Source organism: Microbispora catharanthi (genome assembly GCF_006334915.2).
GTDB classification, from domain to species: domain Bacteria; phylum Actinomycetota; class Actinomycetes; order Streptosporangiales; family Streptosporangiaceae; genus Microbispora; species Microbispora catharanthi.
The window spans coordinates 234,638-257,338 of sequence record NZ_VDMA02000002.1 but is presented as its reverse complement, the minus strand read 5'-3'; the positions used below and the strand labels follow the sequence as shown (position 1 = coordinate 257,338).

General features: G+C 73.1%; 21 protein-coding genes. 11 read left to right on the top strand and 10 right to left on the bottom strand.

Going from position 1 to position 22,701, the window contains the following annotated elements; translation table 11 throughout:
- The first annotated feature begins 31 nt into the window (after positions 1–31).
- Positions 32–916, top strand: coding sequence for a diacylglycerol/lipid kinase family protein (locus tag FH610_RS04375; RefSeq protein ID WP_139572964.1), 885 nt, complete (start codon positions 32–34; stop codon positions 914–916).
- A 92-nt stretch (positions 917–1,008) separates the two neighbouring features.
- Positions 1,009–3,726, top strand: coding sequence for a DEAD/DEAH box helicase (locus FH610_RS04370; RefSeq protein ID WP_139572963.1), 2,718 nt, complete (start codon positions 1,009–1,011; stop codon positions 3,724–3,726).
- On the opposite strand, the gene FH610_RS04365 is transcribed toward FH610_RS04370, so the two are convergent.
- The 4 genes from FH610_RS04365 to FH610_RS04350 form a co-directional block, all read right to left on the bottom strand.
- The gene (locus FH610_RS04365; protein ID WP_139572962.1) at positions 3,708–4,223 is read right to left on the bottom strand and encodes a hypothetical protein; all 516 of its coding nucleotides are present in this window, start codon (positions 4,221–4,223) and stop codon (positions 3,708–3,710) included. The two genes, FH610_RS04370 and FH610_RS04365, sit on opposite strands and share 19 nt — an antisense overlap.
- Before the next feature lie 76 nt (positions 4,224–4,299).
- Positions 4,300–5,736, bottom strand: a complete 1,437-nt coding sequence (locus tag FH610_RS04360; RefSeq protein ID WP_240808757.1) for an RNB domain-containing ribonuclease — start codon at positions 5,734–5,736, stop codon at positions 4,300–4,302.
- Positions 5,737–5,785: 49 nt separating this feature from the next.
- The gene (locus tag FH610_RS04355; protein WP_139573214.1) at positions 5,786–6,676 is read right to left on the bottom strand and encodes a 5'-3' exonuclease; all 891 of its coding nucleotides are present in this window, start codon (positions 6,674–6,676) and stop codon (positions 5,786–5,788) included.
- Between the two features lie 25 nt (positions 6,677–6,701).
- Complete coding sequence (locus FH610_RS04350; RefSeq protein ID WP_240808756.1) at positions 6,702–7,586, bottom strand: PP2C family protein-serine/threonine phosphatase; 885 nt, start codon at positions 7,584–7,586, stop codon at positions 6,702–6,704.
- 230 nt (positions 7,587–7,816) lie between these two features.
- On the opposite strand from FH610_RS04350, the gene FH610_RS04345 reads away from it, so the two are divergent.
- From FH610_RS04345 to FH610_RS04310, 8 genes are all read left to right on the top strand, one after another.
- Positions 7,817–8,935 (top strand): M24 family metallopeptidase, encoded by a 1,119-nt coding sequence (locus FH610_RS04345; RefSeq protein WP_139573213.1) that lies wholly within the window; start codon positions 7,817–7,819, stop codon positions 8,933–8,935.
- A 66-nt stretch (positions 8,936–9,001) separates the two neighbouring features.
- The gene (locus tag FH610_RS04340; protein ID WP_139572960.1) at positions 9,002–10,777 is read left to right on the top strand and encodes a tetratricopeptide repeat protein; all 1,776 of its coding nucleotides are present in this window, start codon (positions 9,002–9,004) and stop codon (positions 10,775–10,777) included.
- A gap of 67 nt (positions 10,778–10,844) precedes the next feature.
- Positions 10,845–11,807 (top strand): STM4015 family protein, encoded by a 963-nt coding sequence (locus tag FH610_RS04335; RefSeq protein ID WP_139572959.1) that lies wholly within the window; start codon positions 10,845–10,847, stop codon positions 11,805–11,807.
- Complete coding sequence (locus tag FH610_RS04330; protein ID WP_240808755.1) at positions 11,804–12,757, top strand: STM4015 family protein; 954 nt, start codon at positions 11,804–11,806, stop codon at positions 12,755–12,757. Before FH610_RS04335 ends, FH610_RS04330 begins: the two co-directional genes overlap by 4 nt.
- Positions 12,754–13,803: an STM4014 family protein gene (locus tag FH610_RS04325; protein ID WP_139572958.1), complete on the top strand. Its 1,050-nt coding sequence runs from the start codon at positions 12,754–12,756 to the stop codon at positions 13,801–13,803. Before FH610_RS04330 ends, FH610_RS04325 begins: the two co-directional genes overlap by 4 nt.
- The gene (locus FH610_RS04320) at positions 13,800–14,591 is read left to right on the top strand and encodes an STM4013/SEN3800 family hydrolase (RefSeq protein ID WP_205825571.1); all 792 of its coding nucleotides are present in this window, start codon (positions 13,800–13,802) and stop codon (positions 14,589–14,591) included. The genes FH610_RS04325 and FH610_RS04320 overlap by 4 nt, the downstream gene beginning before the upstream one ends.
- Entirely contained in the window at positions 14,588–15,856 is a 1,269-nt protein-coding gene (locus FH610_RS04315) for an STM4012 family radical SAM protein (protein ID WP_139572956.1), read from the top strand. Before FH610_RS04320 ends, FH610_RS04315 begins: the two co-directional genes overlap by 4 nt.
- Entirely contained in the window at positions 15,850–16,725 is an 876-nt protein-coding gene (locus tag FH610_RS04310) for an STM4011 family radical SAM protein (protein WP_139572955.1), read from the top strand. The genes FH610_RS04315 and FH610_RS04310 overlap by 7 nt, the downstream gene beginning before the upstream one ends.
- On the opposite strand, the gene FH610_RS04305 is transcribed toward FH610_RS04310, so the two are convergent.
- Both FH610_RS04305 and FH610_RS04300 read right to left on the bottom strand, forming a co-directional pair.
- The gene (locus FH610_RS04305) at positions 16,701–17,798 is read right to left on the bottom strand and encodes a DUF6745 domain-containing protein (protein WP_240808754.1); all 1,098 of its coding nucleotides are present in this window, start codon (positions 17,796–17,798) and stop codon (positions 16,701–16,703) included. The genes FH610_RS04310 and FH610_RS04305 overlap by 25 nt on opposite strands.
- Positions 17,798–18,076 (bottom strand): hypothetical protein, encoded by a 279-nt coding sequence (locus FH610_RS04300; protein WP_240808753.1) that lies wholly within the window; start codon positions 18,074–18,076, stop codon positions 17,798–17,800. The genes FH610_RS04305 and FH610_RS04300 overlap by 1 nt, the downstream gene beginning before the upstream one ends.
- Positions 18,077–18,214: 138 nt before the next feature.
- Here FH610_RS04300 and FH610_RS04295 point away from each other — a divergent pair, with 138 nt between their 5' ends.
- On the top strand, positions 18,215–18,688 hold the full coding sequence (locus tag FH610_RS04295; protein ID WP_139572953.1) for an Lrp/AsnC family transcriptional regulator: 474 nt from the start codon (positions 18,215–18,217) through the stop codon (positions 18,686–18,688).
- Here FH610_RS04295 and FH610_RS04290 read toward each other — a convergent pair.
- From FH610_RS04290 to FH610_RS04275, 4 genes are read right to left on the bottom strand one after another with little or no spacing between them, the layout of a single operon-like run.
- The gene (locus tag FH610_RS04290) at positions 18,634–19,665 is read right to left on the bottom strand and encodes an N-acetylglucosamine kinase (RefSeq protein WP_205825545.1); all 1,032 of its coding nucleotides are present in this window, start codon (positions 19,663–19,665) and stop codon (positions 18,634–18,636) included. The genes FH610_RS04295 and FH610_RS04290 overlap by 55 nt on opposite strands.
- A complete protein-coding gene (locus FH610_RS04285) occupies positions 19,662–20,924 on the bottom strand; it encodes a 6-phospho-beta-glucosidase (protein WP_139572952.1) in 1,263 nt (420 codons plus the stop codon). Before FH610_RS04285 ends, FH610_RS04290 begins: the two co-directional genes overlap by 4 nt.
- Entirely contained in the window at positions 20,921–21,763 is an 843-nt protein-coding gene (locus FH610_RS04280) for a carbohydrate ABC transporter permease (protein WP_139572951.1), read from the bottom strand. Before FH610_RS04280 ends, FH610_RS04285 begins: the two co-directional genes overlap by 4 nt.
- Positions 21,760–22,701 carry a carbohydrate ABC transporter permease gene (locus FH610_RS04275; protein ID WP_139572950.1) on the bottom strand — a complete coding sequence of 314 codons (942 nt, stop codon included), beginning with the start codon at positions 22,699–22,701 and terminating at the stop codon, positions 21,760–21,762. The genes FH610_RS04280 and FH610_RS04275 overlap by 4 nt, the downstream gene beginning before the upstream one ends.

Here is a 22,701-nt window from a genome sequence, read left to right as displayed (position 1 = left end):
GTCGCCTGGTGGGTGGCGGTAGGTTCCGCCTATGGCCGATGAGATCGTCGTGCTGGTCAATCCCGCCGCCCGCGGTGGCCGTACGCTGCGCCTGCTCGACCCGGTGCTGCGGCGGCTGCGGGCGGGCGGCCGCCCGGTCTCGGTGGTCGTCGGGACCTCGGCGGCGGACGCCCTGGGCCGGGCCCGCGAGGCCGTCGCCGCCGGACCGGCCGCGCTCGTCGCCTTCGGCGGCGACGGCCTGGTCCACCTGGCCCTGCAGGCCCTGGCAGGGACGGCCGTGCCGCTCGGGATCGTGCCCGCGGGGACCGGAAACGACATCGCCGACGCCCTCGGCATCCCGCGCAAGGATCCGCTCGCCGCCGCGGACATCGTGACCGCGGGCGCCTGCCGGACGATCGACGCCGCGAGGCTGGGCACGGGCGAGTGGTTCGCCGGCGTCCTCGCCTGCGGGTTCGACTCCCGGGTCAACGAGCGGGCCAACGCCATGACCCGGCCGCCCGGAATGGCGAAATACCTGGTCGCGCTCGTGCGCGAGTTGCGGTCGTTCACGCCGATCCCCTTCCGGATCACTCTCGACGGGGAGGCCGCCGAGCGCGAGGCGATGCTGGTGGCGGTGGCCAACACCCGGTCGTACGGCGCCGGGATGCGGGTGTGCCCGGACGCCCGGCCCGACGACGGCCTGCTCGACGTCCTCGTGCTCGGGGCGGTGCCCAAGGGCGAGTTCCTGCGCACGTTCCCCCGCGTCTACCGGGGCAGCCACACCGGGCACCCCGCCGTGACCCTACGGCGGGCCCGGCGGGTGGAGATCGAGGCCCTGGACGGGGACGTCGTCGCGTACGCCGACGGCGAGCGGGCCGGCCCCGCCCCCCTGACCTGCGCCGTGGAGCCGGGAGCGCTGCGTGTCCTGGCCCCCTGACCGACCATGCTGATCTACGGCGTAAAGGCGGTCGCGTAAAAGGATCTCCGATGACGGACGCCCGGAATCCCGTTATCGGTAGGGTTGACGGTATGAGTACGCCAGCGGAACGCTATGCCGCCTTCCGTGAGGGGCAGTCCGGCGCCGGACCCGCTCTCGCCTCGTTCCGCGAACTATACGACTTCGAGCTCGACGAGTTCCAGATCGACGCCTGTCAGGCGCTGGAGGCCGGGGACGGCGTGCTGGTGGCCGCGCCGACCGGGTCGGGCAAGACGGTGGTGGGGGAGTTCGCCGTCCACCTGGCGCTGGAGCAGGGCCGCAAGTGCTTCTACACGACGCCGATCAAGGCGTTGTCCAACCAGAAGTACAACGACCTGGTCAGGCGGTACGGCGCGCGCAAGGTCGGCCTGCTGACCGGCGACAACAGCGTCAACGGCGAGGCCCCGATCGTGGTCATGACCACCGAGGTCCTGCGCAACATGCTGTACGCGGGCTCGAACACGCTGACCGGCCTCGCATATGTGGTGATGGACGAGGTCCACTACCTGGCCGACCGGTTCCGCGGCGCGGTCTGGGAAGAGGTCATCATCCACCTGCCGGAGTCGGTGCGGGTGGTGGCCCTGTCGGCCACGGTCAGCAACGCCGAGGAGTTCGGCGAGTGGCTGGGCGAGGTGCGCGGCGACACCACGGTCATCGTGGACGAGCACCGGCCGGTCCCGCTGTGGCAGCACATGCTGGTCGGCAACAAGATGTTCGACCTGTTCGTCGACGAGGGCGACGGCACCCTGCGGGTCAACCCGTCCCTCATGCGGATCTCCCGAGACGAGATGCGGCTGGCCCAGGCCAGGGGCAGACGGGGTTACTCGCGGCCCGGCCGGGGCACGACGCCGAGCCGGTCGGACGTGATCGAGAAGCTCGACGCCGAGGGCCTGCTGCCGGCGATCACCTTCATCTTCTCCAGGAACGGCTGCGACGCCGCCGTCATGCAGTGCCTCTACTCGGGGCTGCGCCTCACCACGGAGGCCGAGAGCCACGAGATCCGCCAGATCGTGGACGAGCGCACCGCGCACCTGCCCGACGAGGACCTCGCGGTGCTCGGCTACCTCGAATGGCGCGACTGCCTGGAGCGCGGCCTGGCCGCCCATCACGCGGGCATGCTCCCGGCCTTCAAGGAGGTCGTGGAGGAGCTGTTCACCAAGGGGCTGGTGAAGGCGGTCTTCGCGACCGAGACGCTGGCGCTCGGCATCAACATGCCGGCCAGGTCCGTGGTGATCGAAAAGCTCGACAAGTGGAACGGCGAGACCCACGCCGACCTGACCCCGGGGGAGTACACCCAGCTCACCGGCCGGGCCGGGCGGCGCGGCATCGACATCGAGGGCCACGCGGTGGTGGTCTGGCAGCCGGGGATGGATCCCCTCGCCGTCGCCGGTCTCGCGGGCACCCGCACCTATCCGCTGCGCTCCAGCTTCAAGCCGTCGTACAACATGGCGGTCAACCTCGTCGGGCAGGTCGGCCGGGAGCGGGCGCGGACCCTGCTGGAGGACTCCTTCGCCCAGTTCCAGGCCGACCGGGCCGTGGTCGGGCTGGCCCGTCAGCTCCGCAAGGCGGAGCAGGCCCTCGAGGGCTACGCCGAGGCCATGACCTGCCACCTCGGCGACTTCGAGGAGTACGCCGCGATGCGCAGGCGGCTGTCGGACCGCGAGGCCGAGCTGTCGCGCCAGCGGGGGGCGGCCCGCCGCGCCCAGGCCGTGCAGTCCCTGGAGGTGCTCAAGCCCGGCGACGTCATCCGGGTGCCGGGCGGGCGCCGTGCGGGCATCGCGGTCGTGCTCGACCCCGGTGTCAACGGCCGGGGACACGAGGGCCCCGCGCCGCTCGTGCTGACGATCGGCAAGCAGGTCAAGCGCCTGTCGGCGGCCGACTTCCCGGTGCCGGTCGAGCCGGTCGACAAGATCAGGATTCCGAAGGGCTTCAATCCGCGCTCGCCGAAGGAACGGGCCAACCTCGTCTCGACGGTGCACGCGAAGCTGGGCGACCGCGACCTCGGCAAGCCGCCGCGGGCGCGCGACCACGCCGCGGAGGACGAGGAGATCACGCGCCTGCGGCGGGAGCTGCGCCAGCACCCCTGCCACGGCTGCGACGAGCGTGAGGACCACGCCCGCTGGGCCGAGCGCTACCACAAGCTGCTCAGGGAGACCGAGGGGCTGCGCCGCCGGGTCGAGGGGCGCTCCCACGTCATCGCCCGGACCTTCGACCGGGTCTGCGGCGTGCTCGACCAGCTCGGCTACCTGGACGGCGAGACCGTCACGGAACAGGGCCGCAGGCTCGCCTCGCTCTACACCGAGCTGGACCTGCTCACGGCCGAGTGCCTGCGGGCGGGCGTGTGGAACCGTCTCGACCCCGCCGAACTGGCCGCGTGCGTGTCGTCGCTGGTGTATGAGTCGCGGCAGGCCGACGACGTCCGCAGCCCCAAGATCCCGGCCGGGGCCACGCGCGAGGCGCTCGGGGAGATGGTGCGGCTGTGGGGCGAGCTGGAGGGCATCGAGCAGGACCACGGCCTGTCGTTCGTCCGCGAGCCCGACGTCGGCTTCGCCTGGGCGGCCTTCCGCTGGGCCAAGGGCCACAGTCTCGACGCCGTGCTGACCGACTGCGATCTCGCGGCGGGCGACTTCGTCCGCTGGGTCAAGCAGCTGCTCGACCTGCTCGGCCAGCTCAGGGACGCCGCGCCCAAGGGGAGCAAGGTCGCCGAGAACGCCGTCAAGGCCATCGACGCCATGCGCCGCGGGGTCGTCGCCTACTCCTCCGTCAGCTGACCCGCGCCGGCTGCCGCACGGCGGCCCGCCGTCCGGTCCCGTATCCAGGCGAACGCGACGTGGACGAGACCGGCGGCGCCCGGCAGCGCGGTGCCGAGCAGCAGGCCCATCGCGACGGAGTAGGCGGCGGCGTTCGACGGGATCACCAGTCCGCCCGCCAGCGTCAGCAGCGCCACGCCGAGCAGCGTGAGGCACATCGCCAGGTACTGCCGCAGCGGGCGGGTGGTGCGTAGCTCCTGGCAGATGAAGAGCACGGCCGGTGCGGTGCCCATCCTGAGGCCCTCGGCCGCGTACCCGAGGGCGCGCAGCGGGTTGGCGGCGAAGAATCGGGCGACGGCGGGGATGCCCGCCGCCCACACGGCGTTCGGCGGTTCGCAGGTCTTCTTCAACCAGTTCGCGCCGCCCCACAGGACCGAGAGGCCGAGGATCATGAGGGCGTACTCGCCCCATGGGCGGGGGCCGCGGCCGGATTCCGGCGCGGAGTCGTCTGTGGTCATGTGGCCTCCGCCGACGTGATCATCGCAGAATAACGACGGTCATCACCGAAAGCCCGGAAAGGCGGCGCGTGGCCGCTCAGGCGGCGGTGAAGCGGACCTCGCGGGTGGCGGGGTCGGCGCGCGTGAGCCGTACGGGGACGCGCTCGCCGAGTGGCAGGCGGTCGCCGTCGCAGCGGGCGATGACGGCGGGCTCGGTGACCTGCACCTGCCCGCCAGGTTTTCCGTCGGTGACGTCGACCACGACCGCCTCGAAGACCTCGCCGATCCTGGGGTGCAGCACGGCCGCCTCGACCAGGTCCACGCAGGCCCGCCCCACCGCGCCGGCCCGCCTGCCGCCCGCGGCCATCTGCTCCGGCAGGTCGGGCAGCGCCGCCGCGACCTCCTCGGGGACCGGGCGGCCCGCGGCCACGGCCAGGCAGACCTCGGTGCCGTACCGATCGACCAGCCGCCGCAGCGGCGCGGTAACGTGCGCGTACGGCGCCCCCAGGGCGGCGTGCAGCACCTGCGTGGGTGCCGAGCCGTCGAAGGCGACGTAGGCCGCGCCGCGCAGCAGCACCGTCGACTCGTGCAGGAAGGCGGCATGGCCGGGGATCTTTGGGTCGAGCCCGTGCACGACCTCGGCGTACGACGTGCCGTCGGGCCAGGGCACGCCGAGCGCGGCGGCGACCCTGCGGACCTTGCCGACGTCCTCCGGGCCCGCCTCGGGGAGGACCCGCAGCACGCCGACGCCCGCGTCCAGCATCATCCGGGCGGCCGCCATGCCGGTGAGCAGCGAGATCTGGGCGTTCCACGCCTCGCAGGGGTGGTTCGTGCGGAACTCCACCCGGTAGCCGCCGTTCCCGTCGGGGACCACCTGTTGCTCGGGGGTCGGCAGCGACAGCCCGCCCCTGGCCCGCTCACGCTCCAGCCGCAGCGGCCCCACCTCGGCGAGCAGCGCGATCGTCCCCTCCGCTCGGCCGCTGTCCACCGCGGCCTGGACCGTCTCGTAGTCGAGCCGTTCCCGGCTGCGCACCAGCGCGCGGCGCAGGTCCACCGCCTCGATCTCCCCGTCGGACCCGAGGTCGAGCCGCCACAGGGCCGCGGGGCGGGCCTGCCCGGGCAGCAGGCTGGCCGCGCCCTCCGACAGGACCGGCGGGTGCAGCGGCACACGCCCGTCGGCCATGTAGACGGTCTCGGCGCGGACCCGCGCCTCGGCGTCGATCGCCCCGCCGGGCCGGACGAACGCCGCGACGTCGGCGATCGCGTACCAGACGCGGTAGCCCGTCCCGCGCCGCTCGATGCACAGCGCCTGGTCGAGGTCCATCGAGCCGGGCGGGTCGATGGTCACCAGCGGTAGGCCGGTCTGATCCTCGCCAGGTACGGCGGGGGAGACGGCGGCCCGCTCGGCCTCCTCCTGCACGGGGGCGGGGAAACCGTCCGGCAGGTCGAACTCGCCGCGGATGCGGGCGAACCCTGCTTTCAACCCCGGGCGGAGCCCGTCCTCGTGGGGGAGGCGGATCGTCGTGTACGGCACGCGATCAACCTACCCGAGTGTGGACATTCCGGGCCGTAACGGCCGGGGGTCAGGCCAACGCGGCGAGCAGGCGGTTGAGCGGGCTGTCCAGGCCGTGCTTCTCCGACAGCGCGACCAGCCGCTCGGGGTCGCGCGGCGCGGCGGGCAGGGTGATGTCGACGTCCGGGACCGGGACGTCGTGGGCCACCCGAACCACGGCAGGGGCGACCTCCAGGTAGTCGCGGGCGGCGGCGAGCTTGTTGCGTGCGCCCGCGGGGAAGCCGTCGGCGCCGCCGTCGTCCAGCGCGGCGAGCAGCGCGGACAGCGAGCCGAAGCGCGTGATGAGGGCCGCCGCCGTCTTCTCGCCGATCCCGGCGACACCGGGCAGGCCGTCGCTCGGGTCGCCGCGCAGCGTCGCGAAGTCGGCGTATGCCCGGCCCGGGATGCCGTACTTCTCCCGGACGAACGCCTCATCGATGATCTGGAGGTTGCGGATTCCCCTTACTGTGTAAAGGGCACGGCAGGGCTTCTCGTCGTCGACGAGCTGGAACAGGTCGCGGTCGCCCGTGACGATGTCCACGGCGTCGGCGGCGGCGGTCGCGTAGGTGCCGATCACGTCGTCGGCCTCGTATCCGGCGACGCCGACGCGGGCGATGCCCAGCGCGTCCAGGACCTCCTCGATGACCGGGACCTGCGGGGCCAGCGTGTCCGGCACCTCCTCCTCGTCGCCGCTCGCCACCCGGTGCGCCTTGTACGACGGGATCGCGGCCACCCGGAACGCCGGCCGCCAGTCGGCGTCCATGCACGCCACGATCTGGGCGGGGGAGTGCTGCCGGACCAGGGTGGCGATCATGTCGAGGAGCCCGCGCACCGCGTTGACCGGCATGCCGTCCGGCGAGGTCACCGATTCCGGGACTCCGTAGAAGGCGCGGAAGTACAGCGACGGGGTGTCGAGAAGCATCAGCACCCTGCCATTGTCACGCCTGTCAGGGGTGCCGCGGGCCCTCTCCGGTCACCGCCACGGCCAGCAGGCAGGTGTCGTCCTCGGGGTTGGGGCCGCCGATCGCCTCCAGCAGGCGGTCGAGGCCCGCGTCGAGGTCCGCTCCGGCCGTGCCGAGCCCGGTCGCCACGGCCGCCTCCACGATGAGGGAGACCCCGGCGCCGATGTCGCGCGAGCGGCGCTCGACCAGGCCGTCGGTGAACATCAGCAGCAGGTCGCCGGGCTCGAGGCGGACGTCGGCCACCCCGTACGGCAGGCTCGACGTCGCCCCGAGCACGACCCCCCGGGGCGCCCCGAGCTGGCGCGCGCCCCCGCGACGCACCAGGATCGGGGCGGGGTGGCCCGCCTGTGCCCACGTGAAAAGGCGGGTCGCCGGGTCGAAGTGGCCGCACACGGCGGTCGCGGTGGTGTCGTCCAACCGGGTGAGGACCAGGGTGTTCAGCCACGTCAGCAGCCTGCCGGGGCAGGCTCCCGTCATGCTCAGGCCGAGCAGCGCGTGACGCAGCTGAGCCATTTCGGCGATCGCGGGCAGGCCGTGTCCGGACACGTCGCCCACCGCGAGGAACATGCGTCCGTCGGGCAGCGGCGCGGCGTCGTACCAGTCGCCGCCGAGGCTCGACGCCCGGCCCGCCGGGACGTACCGGACCGCGATCCGGGCGTAGGGCAGGTCGATCGACGCGCCGGGCTCGGGCAGGATCGCCTCCCGCAGCGCCAGGGTGACGCGGCGCTCCTCGACGGCGCGTTCCCGGCGCTCGGCCCACCGCCGTCCGCCGATGTCCTGAACCACGAGGGTGCCGACGGGGGCGGCGCCGGGCGTCATGTCCGGGTCGCGGTCGTCCGCGGGGGGAAGGGCGGGCCTCGTGCCGCCCACTACGCCGACCATTTGTCTCGCTCTCGATGCCGCTCTTGCAGTGCCGTGCGGACGTTCCGTGCTCGCCCTGACGCGGAGCGTAGCAGTCCTGCATTCCGCAGGGGTTGGTTTTCTTCTATGGCGTGGAATAAGCCAGAGCCCCGCGAAGCTCGCCCGCGTGGCGCCTGTGGTATGCGCACCTGAGTAGGTCGTCAGGGCCCGCGCTCGTTAGATTAGGTCGCGTGACGACGATGTCCCCGGAGCACTCCGACCTGTATCCCACGACCCGTCCGGCCGCAGTGAGCGAGGCCGTCGACCGCGCCGGCCTCGACGCGCTGCTGCTGACGCCAGGCCCCGATCTGCGCTTTGTGACCGGCTACGACGCGATGCCGCTGGAACGCCTGACCTGCCTGGTCGTGCCGGCGTCCGGCGCGCCGTTCCTGATGGTGCCGCGCCTGGAGCTGCCGGCCGCCGAGCACTCGCCTGCCTCCCGGCTCGGCATCGAGTTCGTCGCGTGGGACGAGACCGACGACCCGTTCGCCGAGGTGGCCCGCCGCCTGGGCCCGGTCGCCCGGGTCGGGCTCGCCGACCGCATGTGGGCGCTGCAGTCGCTGCGGTTCCGCGCGGCCATGCCCGGGGCCGAGCAGGTGCTGGCCGGGAGCGTCCTGCGCGAGCTGCGCATGCGCAAGTCGCCCGCGGAGAAGGCGGCGCTCGCGGAGGCGGGGGCGGCCATCGACGCCGTGCACAACCTGGTGCCCCAGTTGCTGAAGGCCGGCCGCACCGAGCGGGAGGTCGGCAAGGACATCGCGGAGGCGATCATCGACGCGGGTCACGCCCGGGTCGACTTCGTGATCGTGGGCTCGGGCCCGAATGGCGCCAGCCCGCACGCTGAGCTGACCGACCGGGTGATCCGGCCCGGCGAGCCCGTCGTGGTCGACATCGGCGGCGTCATGCCGAGCGGCTACTGCTCCGACTCCACGCGGACCTACTGCGTGGGCGAGCCCCCGGCCGACTTCGCGGCGTACTACGAGGTGCTCAAGCGCGCCCAGGAGGCCGCCTGTGCCCACGTCAGGCCCGGCGTGAGCTGCGAGTCGGTGGACGCCGCCGCCCGCGAGGTGATCACGGAGGCCGGGTACGGCGAGTACTTCGTCCACCGCACCGGGCACGGCATCGGCCTGGAGACGCACGAGGAGCCGTACATCGTCGCGGGCAACACCGAGGAGATGCGGCCGGGGTTCGCCTTCTCCGTCGAGCCGGGCATCTACCTGCCCGGACGGCACGGCGCCCGGATCGAGGACATCGTCGTCTGCGGCGAGACCGCCGGAGAGCGGATGAACAACACCACCAGGGACCTGGTCGTGGTCGACTGATCCCTGCGGCCGTGCTCTCCGCCGCTCTGGCAGAGTGATGATCACGACTGCCGGATCGGAGGACGTATGACGCACGAGGGCATCGACGAGGGCATGGACGATCCCCGCGCCCAGGCCGAGGGCGAGGTCAGCATGGCGCGGCTGGCCCTGGCCGACGGGGAGACCGGGCACGCCGCCGCGCACGTCGCGGCGGCGCTGGCCCACGATCCCGCCCTGCCCGAGGCGCACGAGATGCTGGCGCGGCTGCTGGCCGGGCCGGGCGGCGGGCCGGACCTGTTCCCCCTGGAGGAGCCGGTCTTCCTCGGCACCGCGCTGGCCCGCGCCCACGCACTGGCCGCGCGAGGCGAGCACGTGCCCGCGCTGCGTCTGCTGATCTCCGTGCAGCGGCACGAGCCGGGAGGACGCTGGGCGCACGTGCCGTGGGTGCTCGACCCCGAGCTGCCCGGGCGGATCCCGCCCGGCGAACTGGGCTCGCTCGTCTCGCTGCTGGCCTCCGGGCTGCCCGGCACGGTGCCGGAGGACGGCCGCGAGGCGCTGCTGCCGTACGTCGCCCTGGTGCGGGGCGCGCTGCGCGCCCATCCGGACGACGTGTCGCTGCTCTGGCTGGCCTCGCTCCTCCTGCGCCGGGTGGGGGAGGCCGAGGAGGCGGTGGAGCTGGCCGCCCGCTCCTACGCGCTGGCGCCGTCCTTCCAGGCCGCACTGGCCGAGGGATACGCGTGCCGCGACCTGCATCGGTGGCCCGAGGCCGAGCGGGCGATGGTGCGGGCGCTCGAGCACGACCCCGCCAACCTCGCGTTGTACACCGACATCGGCGAGATGCTGTACAGCAGCGGTCGCCCGGAGGAGGGCCTGGAGTGGGTGGAGCGCGCGCTGCGGCGCGAGCCCCGGCACGCGAACGCCTACCCGACGGCCTGCGGAATGCGTTTCGAGCGGGACGGGGACGTCCGGCACCTGGTGGAGCTGGCCGACCACCTGCGTGACGACCCCGGCAACGAGCACGGCGACGCGGTCCTCGGCGAGCACTGCGCGCTGCGCCTCTGGCTGGGACGCGTCCCCGGCCCGACGGAGTCGGTGATCGACGTGCTCTACCAGGTGGTGGAGCAGGAGGAGATCCCGGCCGACGGCGAGCTCACGGTCTCCGCCCCCGAGCCGCCCAGCGCGCTGCTCGCCTTCTCCCTGGTCGTGCCCGGCTTCGAGGTGACCGTCGCGGACGCGCCGGCCCCCGACGCGCGGCTGACCGTGCCGGAGGTGTACGCCCACGGCCCGGTGCGGAGCGTGACACGCCGGGTGTGGCGTTACGAGGGCATGACGGCCGTGCCCGCCGTGCCGCCGCCGTCCCGCGAGGCGCTGGAGGCCGTCGCCGCCGTCGCGACGCTGCGCTGGCCGCACCTGCCGGCCGCCTACGACCACGCCGTACGCCTGTCCGGCCTGTCCCTCGGCGACCTGCTCGGCGTGCTCGTGCACCCGCCGCTGTCGCCGTACGGCGAGCCCGCGGCCGTGCCGCTGTGGATCAGGCAGGTCCAGGCGTGGGCCTGCCTCGGCATCGCCCACCACCAGGCCGGTCAGGCGTGGGCGGAGTCCGAGCGCAGGAGCGTGCTGGCCGACCTGGCGTACGGGCCGGAGGACTGGGTGACCGAGGCCGCCCTGCTGGGAATGATCGCCACGGCCTGGGTGGACCCGGACGCCCGCGACGACGTGGCCGAACTGGTGGCCTGGCGCTACCTGGCCGCCGTGGAGGCGTCGAGGACGCGGCCCGTGACGATCCTCGGCTCGCTCGCCGCCCTCGTGTCGGCGACCCCCGGCATGCACCCCGACGTACGGGCGCTGGCCGCGGACGCGTGATCGCGGAATTGTCGCCCGGGTCTGGTAGGACGGACCTGCCGACTCCCCCCGACGAGAAAGTCCGCCCATGATCCCGTACGACACCTACTTCGGCTACAAGCACCGGTACGAGGACACTTACGCCGGGCTGCCGGTGATCGAAGTTGTCCCCGAGGAGGACGAGGAGATCCCCGACCCGGCTTCGGTGGCGGTGCGGATCAGCGCGGAGATGGACGACGACTACGACGTCGACGAGGCGTTCGACGCCTTACTGAAGCGTGTGGACACGGCCAAGGTTCCGGCACTCGTGATCGGTGAGTGGGAGGACTGCTACGGAACCTCGTCGGAGCACCTTGTCGGCCTGCTCGTCGACAACGCCGCCCGGTTCCCCGGGCTGCGCTCGCTCTTCCTCGGCGCGATCAGCTCCGACGAGGCGGAGATCTCCTGGATTCAGCAGTCGGACGTGACGCCGCTGCTCGAGGCGTTCCCGTGGCTGGAGCGGCTGGAGGTGCGCGGCGGCACGGGCCTGGCGCTTCGTCCTGTGCGGCACGAGTCGCTGCGCATGCTGCGGTTCGAGACCGGCGGGCTGCCCGCCGCGGTGGTGCGCGCGGTCGGCGCCTGCGACCTGCCCGCGTTGGAGCACCTGGACCTGTGGCTCGGCGAGGAGAATTACGGCGGCGACACCACGGTGGCCGACCTCGCGCCGATCCTGTCCGGCGAGCGGCTGCCGGCGCTGCGCCACCTCGGCCTGCAGGACAGCGAGATCCAGGACGAGATCGCGGCGGCCGTGGCCGCCGCGCCGGTCGTCGCCCGGCTGGAGTCTCTCGCCCTCTCGATGGGCATGCTCACCGACGCCGGGGCGGAGGCCCTGCTCGGCGGGCAGCCGCTGACCCACCTGCACGCGCTCGACCTGCACCACCACTTCCTCACCGACGCGATGGTCGCCCGGGTGACCGAGGCGCTGCCGGGCGTCGAGGTCGACCTGTCGAAACAGGAGGAGGCCGAGGAGGACGAAGGTGAGGTCTGGCGTTACGTGGCGGTGAGCGAGTGACGGCCGCGCCCGACCCCGGCGAGACCTTCGTCCACGAGGACCTCTACCTGTACGGCCAGGAGTGGGAGCCCGGGCAGTTCTTCGCCGGCAGGCCGGTGGTGGAACCGGGAGAGACGGTCGCCGACCCATCGGCGGTCGCGTGGGCTCTCACCAACGGGCTGTCCGGCAACGGGGGAGAGCCGGGACTCGAGCAGGAACTTCGGCGCCTGATCGACTCGATGGGCGGCGACTCGATCGAGTCGATCGTGCTGGTTCACGACGGGCGCGACGTGCCCGCGGTCCTGGCCGCCGACGCGGCGCGGCTGCCCCGTCTCCGGTCGGTCTTCCTGGGCTTCGTCAGCGCGGAGCTGATGGAGATCTCCTGGATCGAGCAGGGGGACGTCACCCCGCTGCTGGAGGCGTTCCCCCAGCTGGAGCGGCTGGACGTCCGCGGCTCGGACGGGCTGACCCTGCGGCCTGTACGGCACGAGCGGCTGCGGGTGCTGCGCTTCGAGTCCGGCGGGCTGCCCGCCGATGTGGTGCGTGCGGTCGGGGCCTGCGATCTGCCCGCGTTGGAGCACCTGGAGATGTGGCTCGGCCTGGAGCAGTACGGCGGGGACACCACCGTCGCCGACCTGGCGCCGATCCTGTCCGGGGAGCGCCTGCCCGCGCTGCGGCGGCTCGGCCTGTGCGACAGCCCGGCGCAGGACGAGATCGCGGCGGCGGTCGCCGCCGCCCCCGTGGTGGCCCGGCTGGAGGAGCTCAGCCTGTCGATGGGCGAGCTCACCGACGCCGGTGCGGAGGCGCTGCTCGGCGGGCAGCCGCTGACCCGTCTGCGCCGGCTCGACCTGCACCACCATTACCTCAGCGGGCCGATGGCGGCCCGGATCGCCGCGTCCCTGCCCGGGGTCGACGTGGACCTGTCCGAACGGCAGCCCGACGACGAGCGCTACGTGGCGGTGAGCGAGTGACGCCGCACCTGGCCGTGGTCGGGGTGCCGGGCGACCGGCGGGTGACGATGTTCCGCGACGCCGTCGTCGCCCGGGGGCTGCCCGAGCCGCGGGTGGTCCCCTGGCGTGAGGTGCTGACCGGACGCGAGATCGGCCTGCCTCCGGGGACGCTCGTGCGGATCGACTCGCCGGGCGAGGACGCGGCGACCGACGCGCTGCTGCGCGGCCCGGGGGACCCCACCCGGGTCGGCGGGGGCGCGGCCTGGTACGCCGCCTTCACGGCCGGGTTGCGGAGGATCGCGGCGGTTCCCGGCGTCCGTCTGCTGGGGGACGTCGAGGAGATCGCGGTGATGTTCGACAAACGCCGCTGCCACGCCCGGCTGGCCGCGGCCGGGGTGCCGGTGCCGCCCGCCTTCGAGGCCGGCTCGTACGGCGAGCTGCGCGAGCGGATGGCCGAGCGGGGCTGGGCCCGGGTGTTCGTCAAGCCCGCCCACGGCTCGTCGGCCTCCGGGGTGGTCGCCTTCCAGGCCCACGCGGGCCGGGTCAAGGCGGTCACGTCGGCGGCGTGGATCGGCGGCACGTTGTGCAACTCGCTGCGGGTCCGCGCCTACGAGGACGAGGCCGATGTGAAGGCGCTGGTCGAGACGCTCGCGCCCGACGGGCTGCACGTGGAGCGGTGGTTCCCGAAGGCGTCGGCGGACGGCCGGACGTTCGACCTGCGCGTCGTGACCGTGGCCGGGACCCCGACCCACGCGGTGATGCGCACGAGCAGGACGCCGATCACCAACCTGCATCTCGGCGGCCAGCGGGGCGACCTCGGCGTGGTCAGGGCGCGGCCCGGCCTGATGGAGCGGGTGCTCGACGTGGCCGCCCGGACCGCCGCCTGCTTCCCGGGGAGCCTGACCACCGGTGCCGACGTGATGGTCGGGGCCGACCTGCGGTCGGTGGCCATGGCGGAGGTCAACGCGTTCGGCGACCTGCTGCCCGGCCTGGGCGACCTGGCGGGCAACGGCAGGGACACCTACGCCGAGCAGGTGGAGGCCATCCTGGACCGGCGATGGACATGAACGAGATCGTGGGGACCCACGACATCCTCCTGGTCACGCTCGACACGCTCCGCTACGACGTCGCGGCCGAGCTGGCCGACGCCGGGCGGCTGCCCGGCCTGCTGCCCGGCGGCCGGAGGTGGGAGCGGCGGCACAGCCCCGGCAGCTTCACCTATGCCGCGCACGCCGCGATCTTCGCGGGGTTCCTGCCCACGCCGGTCACGCCGGGGCCGCACCCGCGCCCGTTCGCCGCCACCTTCCCCGGCAGCGAGACGACCGGGGCGGGCACCTGGGTGTTCGACGCGCCCGACCTGCCCGCCGGGCTCGCCCGCGCCGGCTACCACACGGTCTGCATCGGCGGGGTCGGGTTCTTCAACAAGCTGACTCCGCTGGGCTCGGCCCTGCCCGGGCTGTTCGCGGAGAGCCACTGGGAGCCGGAGTTCGGGGTGACGGGCCCCCACTCGCTGGAACGGCAGATCGACCGCGCCGAGGAGGTGCTGGCCCGGCGGGACCGGCCGGTCTTCCTGTTCGTCAACGTGTCGGCGCTGCACCAGCCCAACCACTTCTACCTGCCCGGCGCCACCCGCGACGGCCCGGACACCCACGCCGCCGCGCTCGAATACGTCGACCGGCACATCGGCAGGCTGTACGCGCTGATGCGCCGGCCCTGTCTCGTCATCGTCTGCTCCGACCACGGGACGGCATACGGCGAGGACGGGCACGTCGGGCACCGGGTCGGTCACGAGGTCGTCTGGACGGTGCCCTACGCCGAGTTCATTCTGGTTGATCCAGATGGGGAGCACGATTGACGCCTTACGAGGGATACGTCTACGCCTACCCGCACAAGACCGCCTACCGGCCGCTCGATCCGCGCCCGGCGCTGAGCGAGGTCTGGGCGGGGGAACGGGCGGGCGCGCTGTATGTCCACATCCCGTTCTGCGAGATGCGGTGCGGGTTCTGCAACCTGTTCACCCGCACGGGCGCTCCGGAGGGCCTCACCGGGGCCTACCTGGACGCTCTGGAACGGCAGGCGCGAGCCGTACGGGCCGCTCTGGACGGGCCGCGCTTCGCGACCGCGGCCTTCGGCGGCGGCACGCCCACTTACCTTGACGCCCGGGAGCTGACCCGCCTGTTCGACCTCACCGAGCGGGCGATGGGCGTCGACCTGCGGGAGATCCCGCTGTCGGTGGAGACCTCCCCGGCCACCGCCACGCCCGACCGTCTCGCCGTGCTGGCCGAGCGGGGCGCGAGCCGGATCTCGATCGGCGTGCAGAGCTTCGCGGACGCCGAGGCCCGCGCGGCCGTACGGCCGCAGAAGCGCGCGGAGGTGGACGCCGCGCTCGACGCGATCCGGGCGTCGGGCATCGCGACCCTCAACATCGACCTGATCTACGGCATCGACGGGCAGACGTCCGACTCCTGGCGCTACTCGCTGGACGCCGCGCTGACGTGGAAGCCGGAGGAGCTGTACCTCTACCCGCTGTACGTCCGGCCTCTCACGGGGCTGGGCAGGCAGGGCCGCGCCTGGGACGACCAGCGGATGGAGCTGTACCGCCTGGGCCGCGACCACCTGCTCGACGCGGGGTACGAACAGGTGTCCATGCGGATGTTCCGGCTGCCCGATACGACGGCGTCCACGGACTACTGCTGCCAGACCGACGGCATGGTCGGCCTCGGCTGCGGGGCCCGGTCGTACACGAGCGCCCTGCACCACTCCTTCGAGTACGCGGTCGGGGCCCGTCACGTGCGGGCGATCATCGACGACTACGTGCGGCGCGACGACTTCGGCGTGGCCAACGTGGGGTTCGCCCTGGACGAGGAGGAGCGCAGGAGGCGGCACCTCATCCAGTCGCTGCTGCGGACCGAGGGGCTGTCGCGGGACCTCTACCGGTCCAGGTTCGGCACCGACGTGCTCGACGACTTCCCCCTGCTGGACCGCTTCCCGGGCTGGCTGACTGCGGACGCGTCCGCCGTGCGCCCGACCCCCGACGGGCTCGCCCACTCCGACGCCATCGGCCCCGCGCTGTTCTCGCCGCGCGTGAGGGCGCTCATGGAGGATTACGACGCGTGCTGACCATCCTCTATCGGGGGCCACTGGCGAGCTGCGACTACGACTGCGGCTACTGCCCGTTCGCCAAGCGCAGGGACACCCCGGAACAACTGCGCGCCGACCGGGCCGCCCTGGAGCGGTTCACGGCGTGGGTGGCGGCCCAGGACGCCGAGATCTCGGTGCTGTTCACCCCGTGGGGCGAGGGACTGGTGCGGTCCTGGTATCGCGAGGCGCTGGTGCGGCTGTCCTGGCTCGGCAACGTGCGCCGGGTGGCCATCCAGACGAACCTGAGCTGCCGCACCGGCTGGCTCGCTGAGGCGTCGGACCGGGCGGCGCTGTGGGTGACCTACCACCCCACCCAGGTGCCCTACGAGCGGTTCCTGCCCAAGGTCCGCTCGCTGCCCGTACGGCACAGCGTCGGCATCGTCGGCGACCCCGCGCATCTGGCGGACGCCCGCAGGCTCCGGGCGGACCTGCCGCCCGAGACCTACCTGTGGGTCAACGCGCAGGAGGGCCGGGTCTACAGCGACGCCGAGGCCGCGGACTGGACGGCCGTCGACCCGCTGTTCGGCTACAGCCGGCACGCGCACCGCAGCCTGGGCCTGCCGTGCCGCACCGGGGACAGCGTGATCTCGGTGGACGGCGAGGGGACGGTCAGGCGCTGCCACTTCGTGCCGGAGGTCCTGGGCAACCTCTACGACGGCTCGTACCGCCCCGCCCTGCGGCCCCGCGCCTGCCCGCTACCCGTCTGCGACTGCCACATCGGGTACGTCCACCTGGAGCCCCTCGGCCTCTACGACGTCTTCGCGGGGGGCGTGCTGGAACGCGTCCCCGCCGCCTGGGATGCCGCCTGGGATGCCGCCCGGGATCAGGTCTCCCGCTCGGGGTGGTAGTCCTCCTCGCGTACGCCGAAGGTCCACGCCACCCCCTCGCGGGCCCTGGTCACCCACGGCGGGACCCGCAGGAAGTAGGTGCGCCGGGTTCCGTCGGGCTCGGGCGTCGAGTTGACCACCTCGACCATCACCACCGGCTCGTCGCCCGGCAGGTCGATCCGCCACAGGACGCCGGTCTCGTCGGAGTGCCGCGGCCGGGCGCCCGACTCGGCGAGGTAGCGGTCGAGGCCGAAGTGCTCCAGCATGACCCGGCGCAGCTCCGCGTTCTCCTCCGCGCGGATGCGCTCGGGCGTGAGCGCGGCCATGGTCGCGCCGAACCCCGCGGGGACGGGCATCCCGTGCCAGGCGTGCAGCGCGAAGCCGTCGGCGTACGACAGGGCCGGGGCCTCGGCCGCGGAGCCGAAAGGCCCGGAGCCGAAAGTAGAGTGCAGCCGTCCCACGTCGTCCAGGTGCAGCTCCACCGGCCGGTCGGTGACGATCGCGACCCGCTCGTACGGCCACCACCAGCCCGCGTGCCGCGCGGCCCGCTTCAGCCCCTCCAGACCCTCGAAGGCCGACAGCCAGGGCGCGTCGTGCTGGCCGAGCACCGCGTCGAGCGTCGCCTGGCGCAGCACGTCGCCGCCGAGGTCGCCGATCGCCCTGCGGATCTCGGTGACCAGCCGGTCGACGCGCGGCCACAGCCGGCCGCCCGTCTCCTCCCACAACCGGGCCCAGCCGGCGGGCCCGGCGGCGGCGCTCGCCTCCGCCCTGGCGCTCTCCCAGGGGACGGTGCGGACCTCGTAGCGCACCGAGGCCCCGGGGTCGACGCCGTCGAGGGCCCGCAGCCGCCCGAAGCCGATCTCCTCCATCGCCGCCCGGACCTCGTCGGTGCCGAGCAGCCACACCGCCGCGATCGCTCCGGCGGCGGGGGAGGCCAGCCGTACGATCACCTCCGGCTCGCGCAGGCCTGCCTCGCGGTAGGCCAGCCGCACTCCCGCCGACGCCTCGTCGTGGTCGCCTTCGCCGGTGGCGAAGGCCACCCGCTCCCAGGTCAGCGTCTCCATCGTCTCCATCGTCTCCATCAGTCGGCCCATCAGTCGGCAACCGTCCGGAACGAGCCGGGCACGTACTCCCGCTGGCGGATCACCCGGAACCAGCCCTTCGGCAGCGAGATCGGGTCGTGCTCCTCGTGGACGAGGCGTCCGCCTGCGGGCAGGTGCAGGAAACCGGGGTACAGCGTTCCCGGGCCCGGGATCGCGTGGCAGTGCCCGGTCGCCTCGCCCTCCGCCAGCACCAGCCTCCCGCGCGGGTCGCGCGGCACCGGGCGCAGTCCGCGCGGCACCGACTCCTCCGTCACGGGCACGATCAACACGTCTCCCTGTCGATACATCAGTCGACCTCCGGTCTCGGCGATGATCGCAAGGTAGCCAGGCCCACTGACATTCCTGTGAACACCGCAATTCGGTGGCTTCGGGACGAGACAGTCTCGGGCGGCGCTACCGTTGCTGGGGTGGAGGAGATCGATCGCCGAATCGTCACCCTGCTGGCGACTGACGGCCGGATGAGCTTCACCGATCTGGCCAAGGAGACCGGGCTGTCGGTCTCCGCCGTGCACCAGCGGGTACGCAGGCTGGAAAAGCGCGGTGTCATCCGCGGATACGCCGCTCTCGTGGACTACGACGAGATCGGCCTTCCGATGACCGCGTTCGTCTCGATCAAGCCGATCGACCCCTCCGCGCCGGACGACGCGCCGGAGCGGCTGAGCCATCTGACCGCCATCGAGGCGTGCTACAGCGTCGCGGGCGATGAAAGTTACATTCTCAAGGTTCGCGTCGCCTCTCCTCTGGGACTGGAGGAGCTCCTCCAGCAGATCCGCGCCTCGGCCAACGTCAGCACACGCACGACCGTCGTCCTCAGCACGCCGTACGACTACCGCTCCCCGGTGATCGAGAAGGAGCCGGAAGCGGACGCCGCCGAGGGCTGAGTGCCGTCCTCCTCCCGGAGGAAGTGCGCACGCACCCGGGCGTACGCCTCGGGGGGCGCGCCGAGGCGATCGAGACCGAGCAGCGCGGCGCCCACGATCGGCGGCACGTCGGCGACGACGAGCCGGGCGAGCGGCGCGCGTTCGGCGTAGCGCCGCTCGACCAGCGACGTCAGCAGGGGGTGCCGGGCGGTCAGCACGCCGCCGCCGAGCACGACCTCGCAGGGCGCGGCGAGCAGGCCGAGCCGCCGCATGGCGACGACGCCCAGCAGCGCGACCTCCTCGGCCTGCCGCTCCACCAGCGACCCGGCGATCGCGTCCCCGTCCGCGGCGGCGGCCAGCAGGGGCGGCACGAGGGCGTGCAGCCGGTCGGCCGGCAGGTCGCCGAAGTGCAGCCCGACGACGACCTCCTCGACCGTGGCGGCGCCGAAGCAGGCGCGCACGACGTCGGTCAGCGCGGTCGCGGGGCCGCGGCCGTCCTCGGCCCGCACGGCGTGCCAGAGCGCCTCCTCGCCCAGGTGGTGACCGCCGCCCCAGTCGCCGCTGAGGCGGCCGAGCGCGGGGAAGCGGGCGACCTGCCCGGCGGGGCTGACGCCCACCGCGTTGATCCCGGCGCCGCAGACGACGGCCACGCCCCATCCCGTGCCCGACCCGGCCCGCAGCAGGGCGAAGGTGTCGTTGCCGACGACCACGCTCGCGCCGTAGCCGCGGGCCAGCAGTTCGGCCCGCAGCCACCCCTCCTCGACCGGCAGGTCCGCGCCCGCGACGTACGCCGCGACGTGGTCGGCGTACGGCGGCGCGGCGATCCCGAGGGCACGGCGCACGATCGTCCCGATCACGTCGACGGCGGCGGAGACCCCGGCGCTCTGCGGCAGGAACGCCGGTCCGCGCGCGGTGGCGAGCACCTCGCCGTCCTCGCGGACGAGGGCGACGTCGGTCTTGCTGTTGCCGCCGTCCACGGCGAGCACCGTACGGGTCACCGGGCCACCGCCCACGGCAGGAAGGCGCGGTTGGCCTCCACCAGGCGCGCGGCGAGGTCGTCGGCGAGGAAGGCCTGGCCGACCAGCGGATGGGCCAGCAGGGCGTCCCTGACGCGGTCCTCGCCGCCGTGCAGGGCCGCCTCCAGGGCGAGCGACTCGTACGCCGACACGTGGGCGATCAGGCCCCCATAGAGCGGCTCCACGGGATCGACGGGCAGCGGCACGGCCCCGGCGGCCCCGACGGCGGCCGGGACCTCGATCACCGCGTCGTCGTCGAGGAACGGCAGCGTGCCGTTGTTGCGGGTGTTGACGACCTGCACGTCCCCGCGGTCGCCCATGAGCGAGGCGACCAGGGCGACGGCGGCCTCCGAGTAGAAGGCGCCGCCGCGCCTGTTCAGCAGGTCGGGCTTGGTGTCCACGGCCGGGTCGGCGTACATCTCCAGCAGCGCCGACTCCATTGCCGCCACCTCGGCGGCCCTCGACGGCGAGGTCCGCTGCTCGGCCACCACGCGGTCGTGGTCGTAGAAGTACCGCAGGTAGTACGACGGCACGGCGCGCAGGTGGCGCACCAGCCGCACCGGCAGGCCGACGGCCTCGGCGATGCCCTCGCCGTGCTCGTCCAGCAGGCGGGGCAGCACGTCCACGCCGTCGAGCAGGACGGACCGCTCCCAGGTGAGGTGGTTGAGCCCGACGTGACCGAGCGCGATCCGCTCGGGGGCCACGCCGAGGAGGGCGGCGAAGCGGCGCTGGAACCCGATGGCCACGTTGCACAGCCCGATGGCCCGGTGCCCGGCGTCGAGCAGCGCCCGGGTGACGATGCCGACGGGGTTGGTGAAGTCGACGATCCACGCGCCGGGCGCGTGCGCGCGCACCTTCTCCGCGATGTCCAGCACCACAGGCACGGTCCGCAGGGCCTTGGCGAGGCCCCCGGCGCCCGTGGTCTCCTGCCCGACGCAGCCGCACTCCAGCGGCAGGGTCTCGTCGACGTTTCTGGCGGCCTGGCCGCCGACGCGCAACTGCAGCAGCACCGCCGCGGCGCCGGCGACGCCGTCCTCGACGCGGGTGGCGGTGGTCAGCGCGGCCGGGTGCCCGGCGCGGGCGAGCATCCGCCGGGCCATCCCGGCGACCGTCGCGAGCCGTCGCTCGTCGGGGTCGACGAGTGCGATCTCCGACAGCGGCAGTTCGCCGCGCAGGCGGGCGAAGCCGTCGATCAGCTCCGGCGTGTACGTGGAACCGCCCCCGACAACGGCCAGCTTCATTTGACTCCCGTCAGCTTGACGCCCTCGATGAAGACCTTCTGGGCGAAGAAGAACACGATGATCACCGGGGCCATGGCCAGCAGCGTGGCGGCCATCGTGAGGTTCCACTGCACGCGGTGCACCGACCGGAACGCCGCCAGCCCCAGCGACAGCGTCCAGCTGTCCAGGTCGGTGCCCGCGTACAGCAGGGGCCCGTAGTAGTCGTTCCAGCAGTAGAAGAACTGGAAGAGCGCGACGGCGGCGATGGCCGGGCGGGCCATCGGCAGGATCACCCGCACGAGCGTGCGGAACTCGCCGCATCCGTCGACCTTCGCCGCGTCGGAGTACTCGCGCGGGATCGTGACGAGGAACTGGCGCAGCAGGAAGATCGAGAACGCGTCGCCGAGCAGCATCGGCAGGATCAGCGGCCACAGCGTGCCGGTCAGGTGGAAGCGGGCCCAGATCAGATAGATCGGCACCGCCACGACCTGCGGCGGCAGCATCATCGTGGTGATCACCAGCAGGAACGCCAGCCGGCGGCCGCGGAAGCGGAACCGCGCCAGCGCGTACGCCACGGGGATCGACGACACCAGCATGAACGCGGTGGCGAGCACCGAGTAGAGCAGCGTGTTGCGGATCCAGGTCAGCAGCGGCGCCTTCTCGAAGATCTCGGCGAAGTTGCCCCAGTTCCAGGTGTGCGGCCACAGGTCGGAGGTGAGCGCCTGCCGGTCGCTCATCAGGGCCGTGAGCGCGATGAACACCAGCGGGCCGAGGAACATCAGCGCGAGCGCGATGGCCAGCGCGTGCCGGGCGACCCACAGCAGTACCGTGCCTCTCCTGACCACCGAGCGCCTCGTCATACGTCCTCCTCACCGAGGCCGCGGAACTGCCGGAGCAGGATGAGCGTGAACACCATCGCGACCGCGAACAGCATCAGCGCGAGCACGCAGGCGTAGCCCATCGCGTAGTCGCGGAAGCCCTGCTGGAACAGCCACTGCGGGAACGTCAGCGTGGACTGGTCGGGGTAGCCGGGGGTGAAGACCGACCCGGCCGAATCGGTCGCCCCGGACGCGACCCGCGCGGCGACCTCGGCCTGGGTGAAGTACTGCAGGGTCTGGATCACCCCGGTGACGAGGGCGAACATCAGCACCGGCCGGATCACCGGCAGCGTGATCGAGGTGAACTGCCGCCAGCCGTTCGCGCCGTCGATCGCGGCGGCCTCGTAGAGCTGTTTCGGCACGTCGAGCAGGGCGGCCATGAAGATGACCATCAGGTCGCCGACCGACCACAGGCCCAGCAGAGTGAGGCCCCACTTCGACCACGCCGGGTCGCCGAACCAGTCCGGCGCGGGCAGCCCGACCGCCGACAGGATCGCCTGCACCGGCCCGGTGCCGGGGTTGAGCAGGAACACGAACCCCAGCGTCCCGGCCACCAGCGGCACCAGGGCCGGCAGGTAGAAGATCGTGCGGTAGACCCCGGCACCGGCCTTCAACCGGGTCACCAGCTGGGCGACGCCGAGGCCGAACAGCACCCGCAAGGGGACCATCACCACGACGAGCCACAGCGTGTTGCGGATCGCCGTCCAGGCCGCCTGGTCCTTGAGGAAGTACTCCCAGTTGAGCAGCCCTACGGGCTCCAGGGTGAACAGGTCGTACCGCTGGAAGGAGAAGTAGACCGTGGACACCAGCGGGTAGACGAAGAAGATCGCGAACCCGGCGAGCCAGGGGGACAGGTAGAGCAGCGCACGGAGATTTCCCCGGCTGAGAGGGTTCGGGCGGCTGAGAGCCGTTCCTGCCAT

What these genes read in the sequence shown, in the direction of transcription:
- FH610_RS04370 (WP_139572963.1), top strand. Translation starts at nt 1,009, where the DNA reads ATGAGTACGCCAGCGGAACGCTATGCCGCCTTCCGTGAGGGGCAGTCC.
- FH610_RS04365 (WP_139572962.1), bottom strand. Translation starts at nt 4,223, where the DNA reads ATGACCACAGACGACTCCGCGCCGGAATCCGGCCGCGGCCCCCGCCCA.
- FH610_RS04340 (WP_139572960.1), top strand. Translation starts at nt 9,002, where the DNA reads ATGACGCACGAGGGCATCGACGAGGGCATGGACGATCCCCGCGCCCAG.
- FH610_RS04275 (WP_139572950.1), bottom strand. Translation starts at nt 22,701, where the DNA reads ATGGCAGGAACGGCTCTCAGCCGCCCGAACCCTCTCAGCCGGGGAAAT.
- FH610_RS04345 (WP_139573213.1), top strand. Translation starts at nt 7,817, where the DNA reads ATGTCCCCGGAGCACTCCGACCTGTATCCCACGACCCGTCCGGCCGCA.
- FH610_RS04320 (WP_205825571.1), top strand. Translation starts at nt 13,800, where the DNA reads ATGAACGAGATCGTGGGGACCCACGACATCCTCCTGGTCACGCTCGAC.
- FH610_RS04285 (WP_139572952.1), bottom strand. Translation starts at nt 20,924, where the DNA reads ATGAAGCTGGCCGTTGTCGGGGGCGGTTCCACGTACACGCCGGAGCTG.
- FH610_RS04375 (WP_139572964.1), top strand. Translation starts at nt 32, where the DNA reads ATGGCCGATGAGATCGTCGTGCTGGTCAATCCCGCCGCCCGCGGTGGC.
- FH610_RS04280 (WP_139572951.1), bottom strand. Translation starts at nt 21,763, where the DNA reads ATGACGAGGCGCTCGGTGGTCAGGAGAGGCACGGTACTGCTGTGGGTC.
- FH610_RS04335 (WP_139572959.1), top strand. Translation starts at nt 10,845, where the DNA reads ATGATCCCGTACGACACCTACTTCGGCTACAAGCACCGGTACGAGGAC.
- FH610_RS04305 (WP_240808754.1), bottom strand. Translation starts at nt 17,798, where the DNA reads ATGGGCCGACTGATGGAGACGATGGAGACGATGGAGACGCTGACCTGG.
- FH610_RS04355 (WP_139573214.1), bottom strand. Translation starts at nt 6,676, where the DNA reads ATGCTTCTCGACACCCCGTCGCTGTACTTCCGCGCCTTCTACGGAGTC.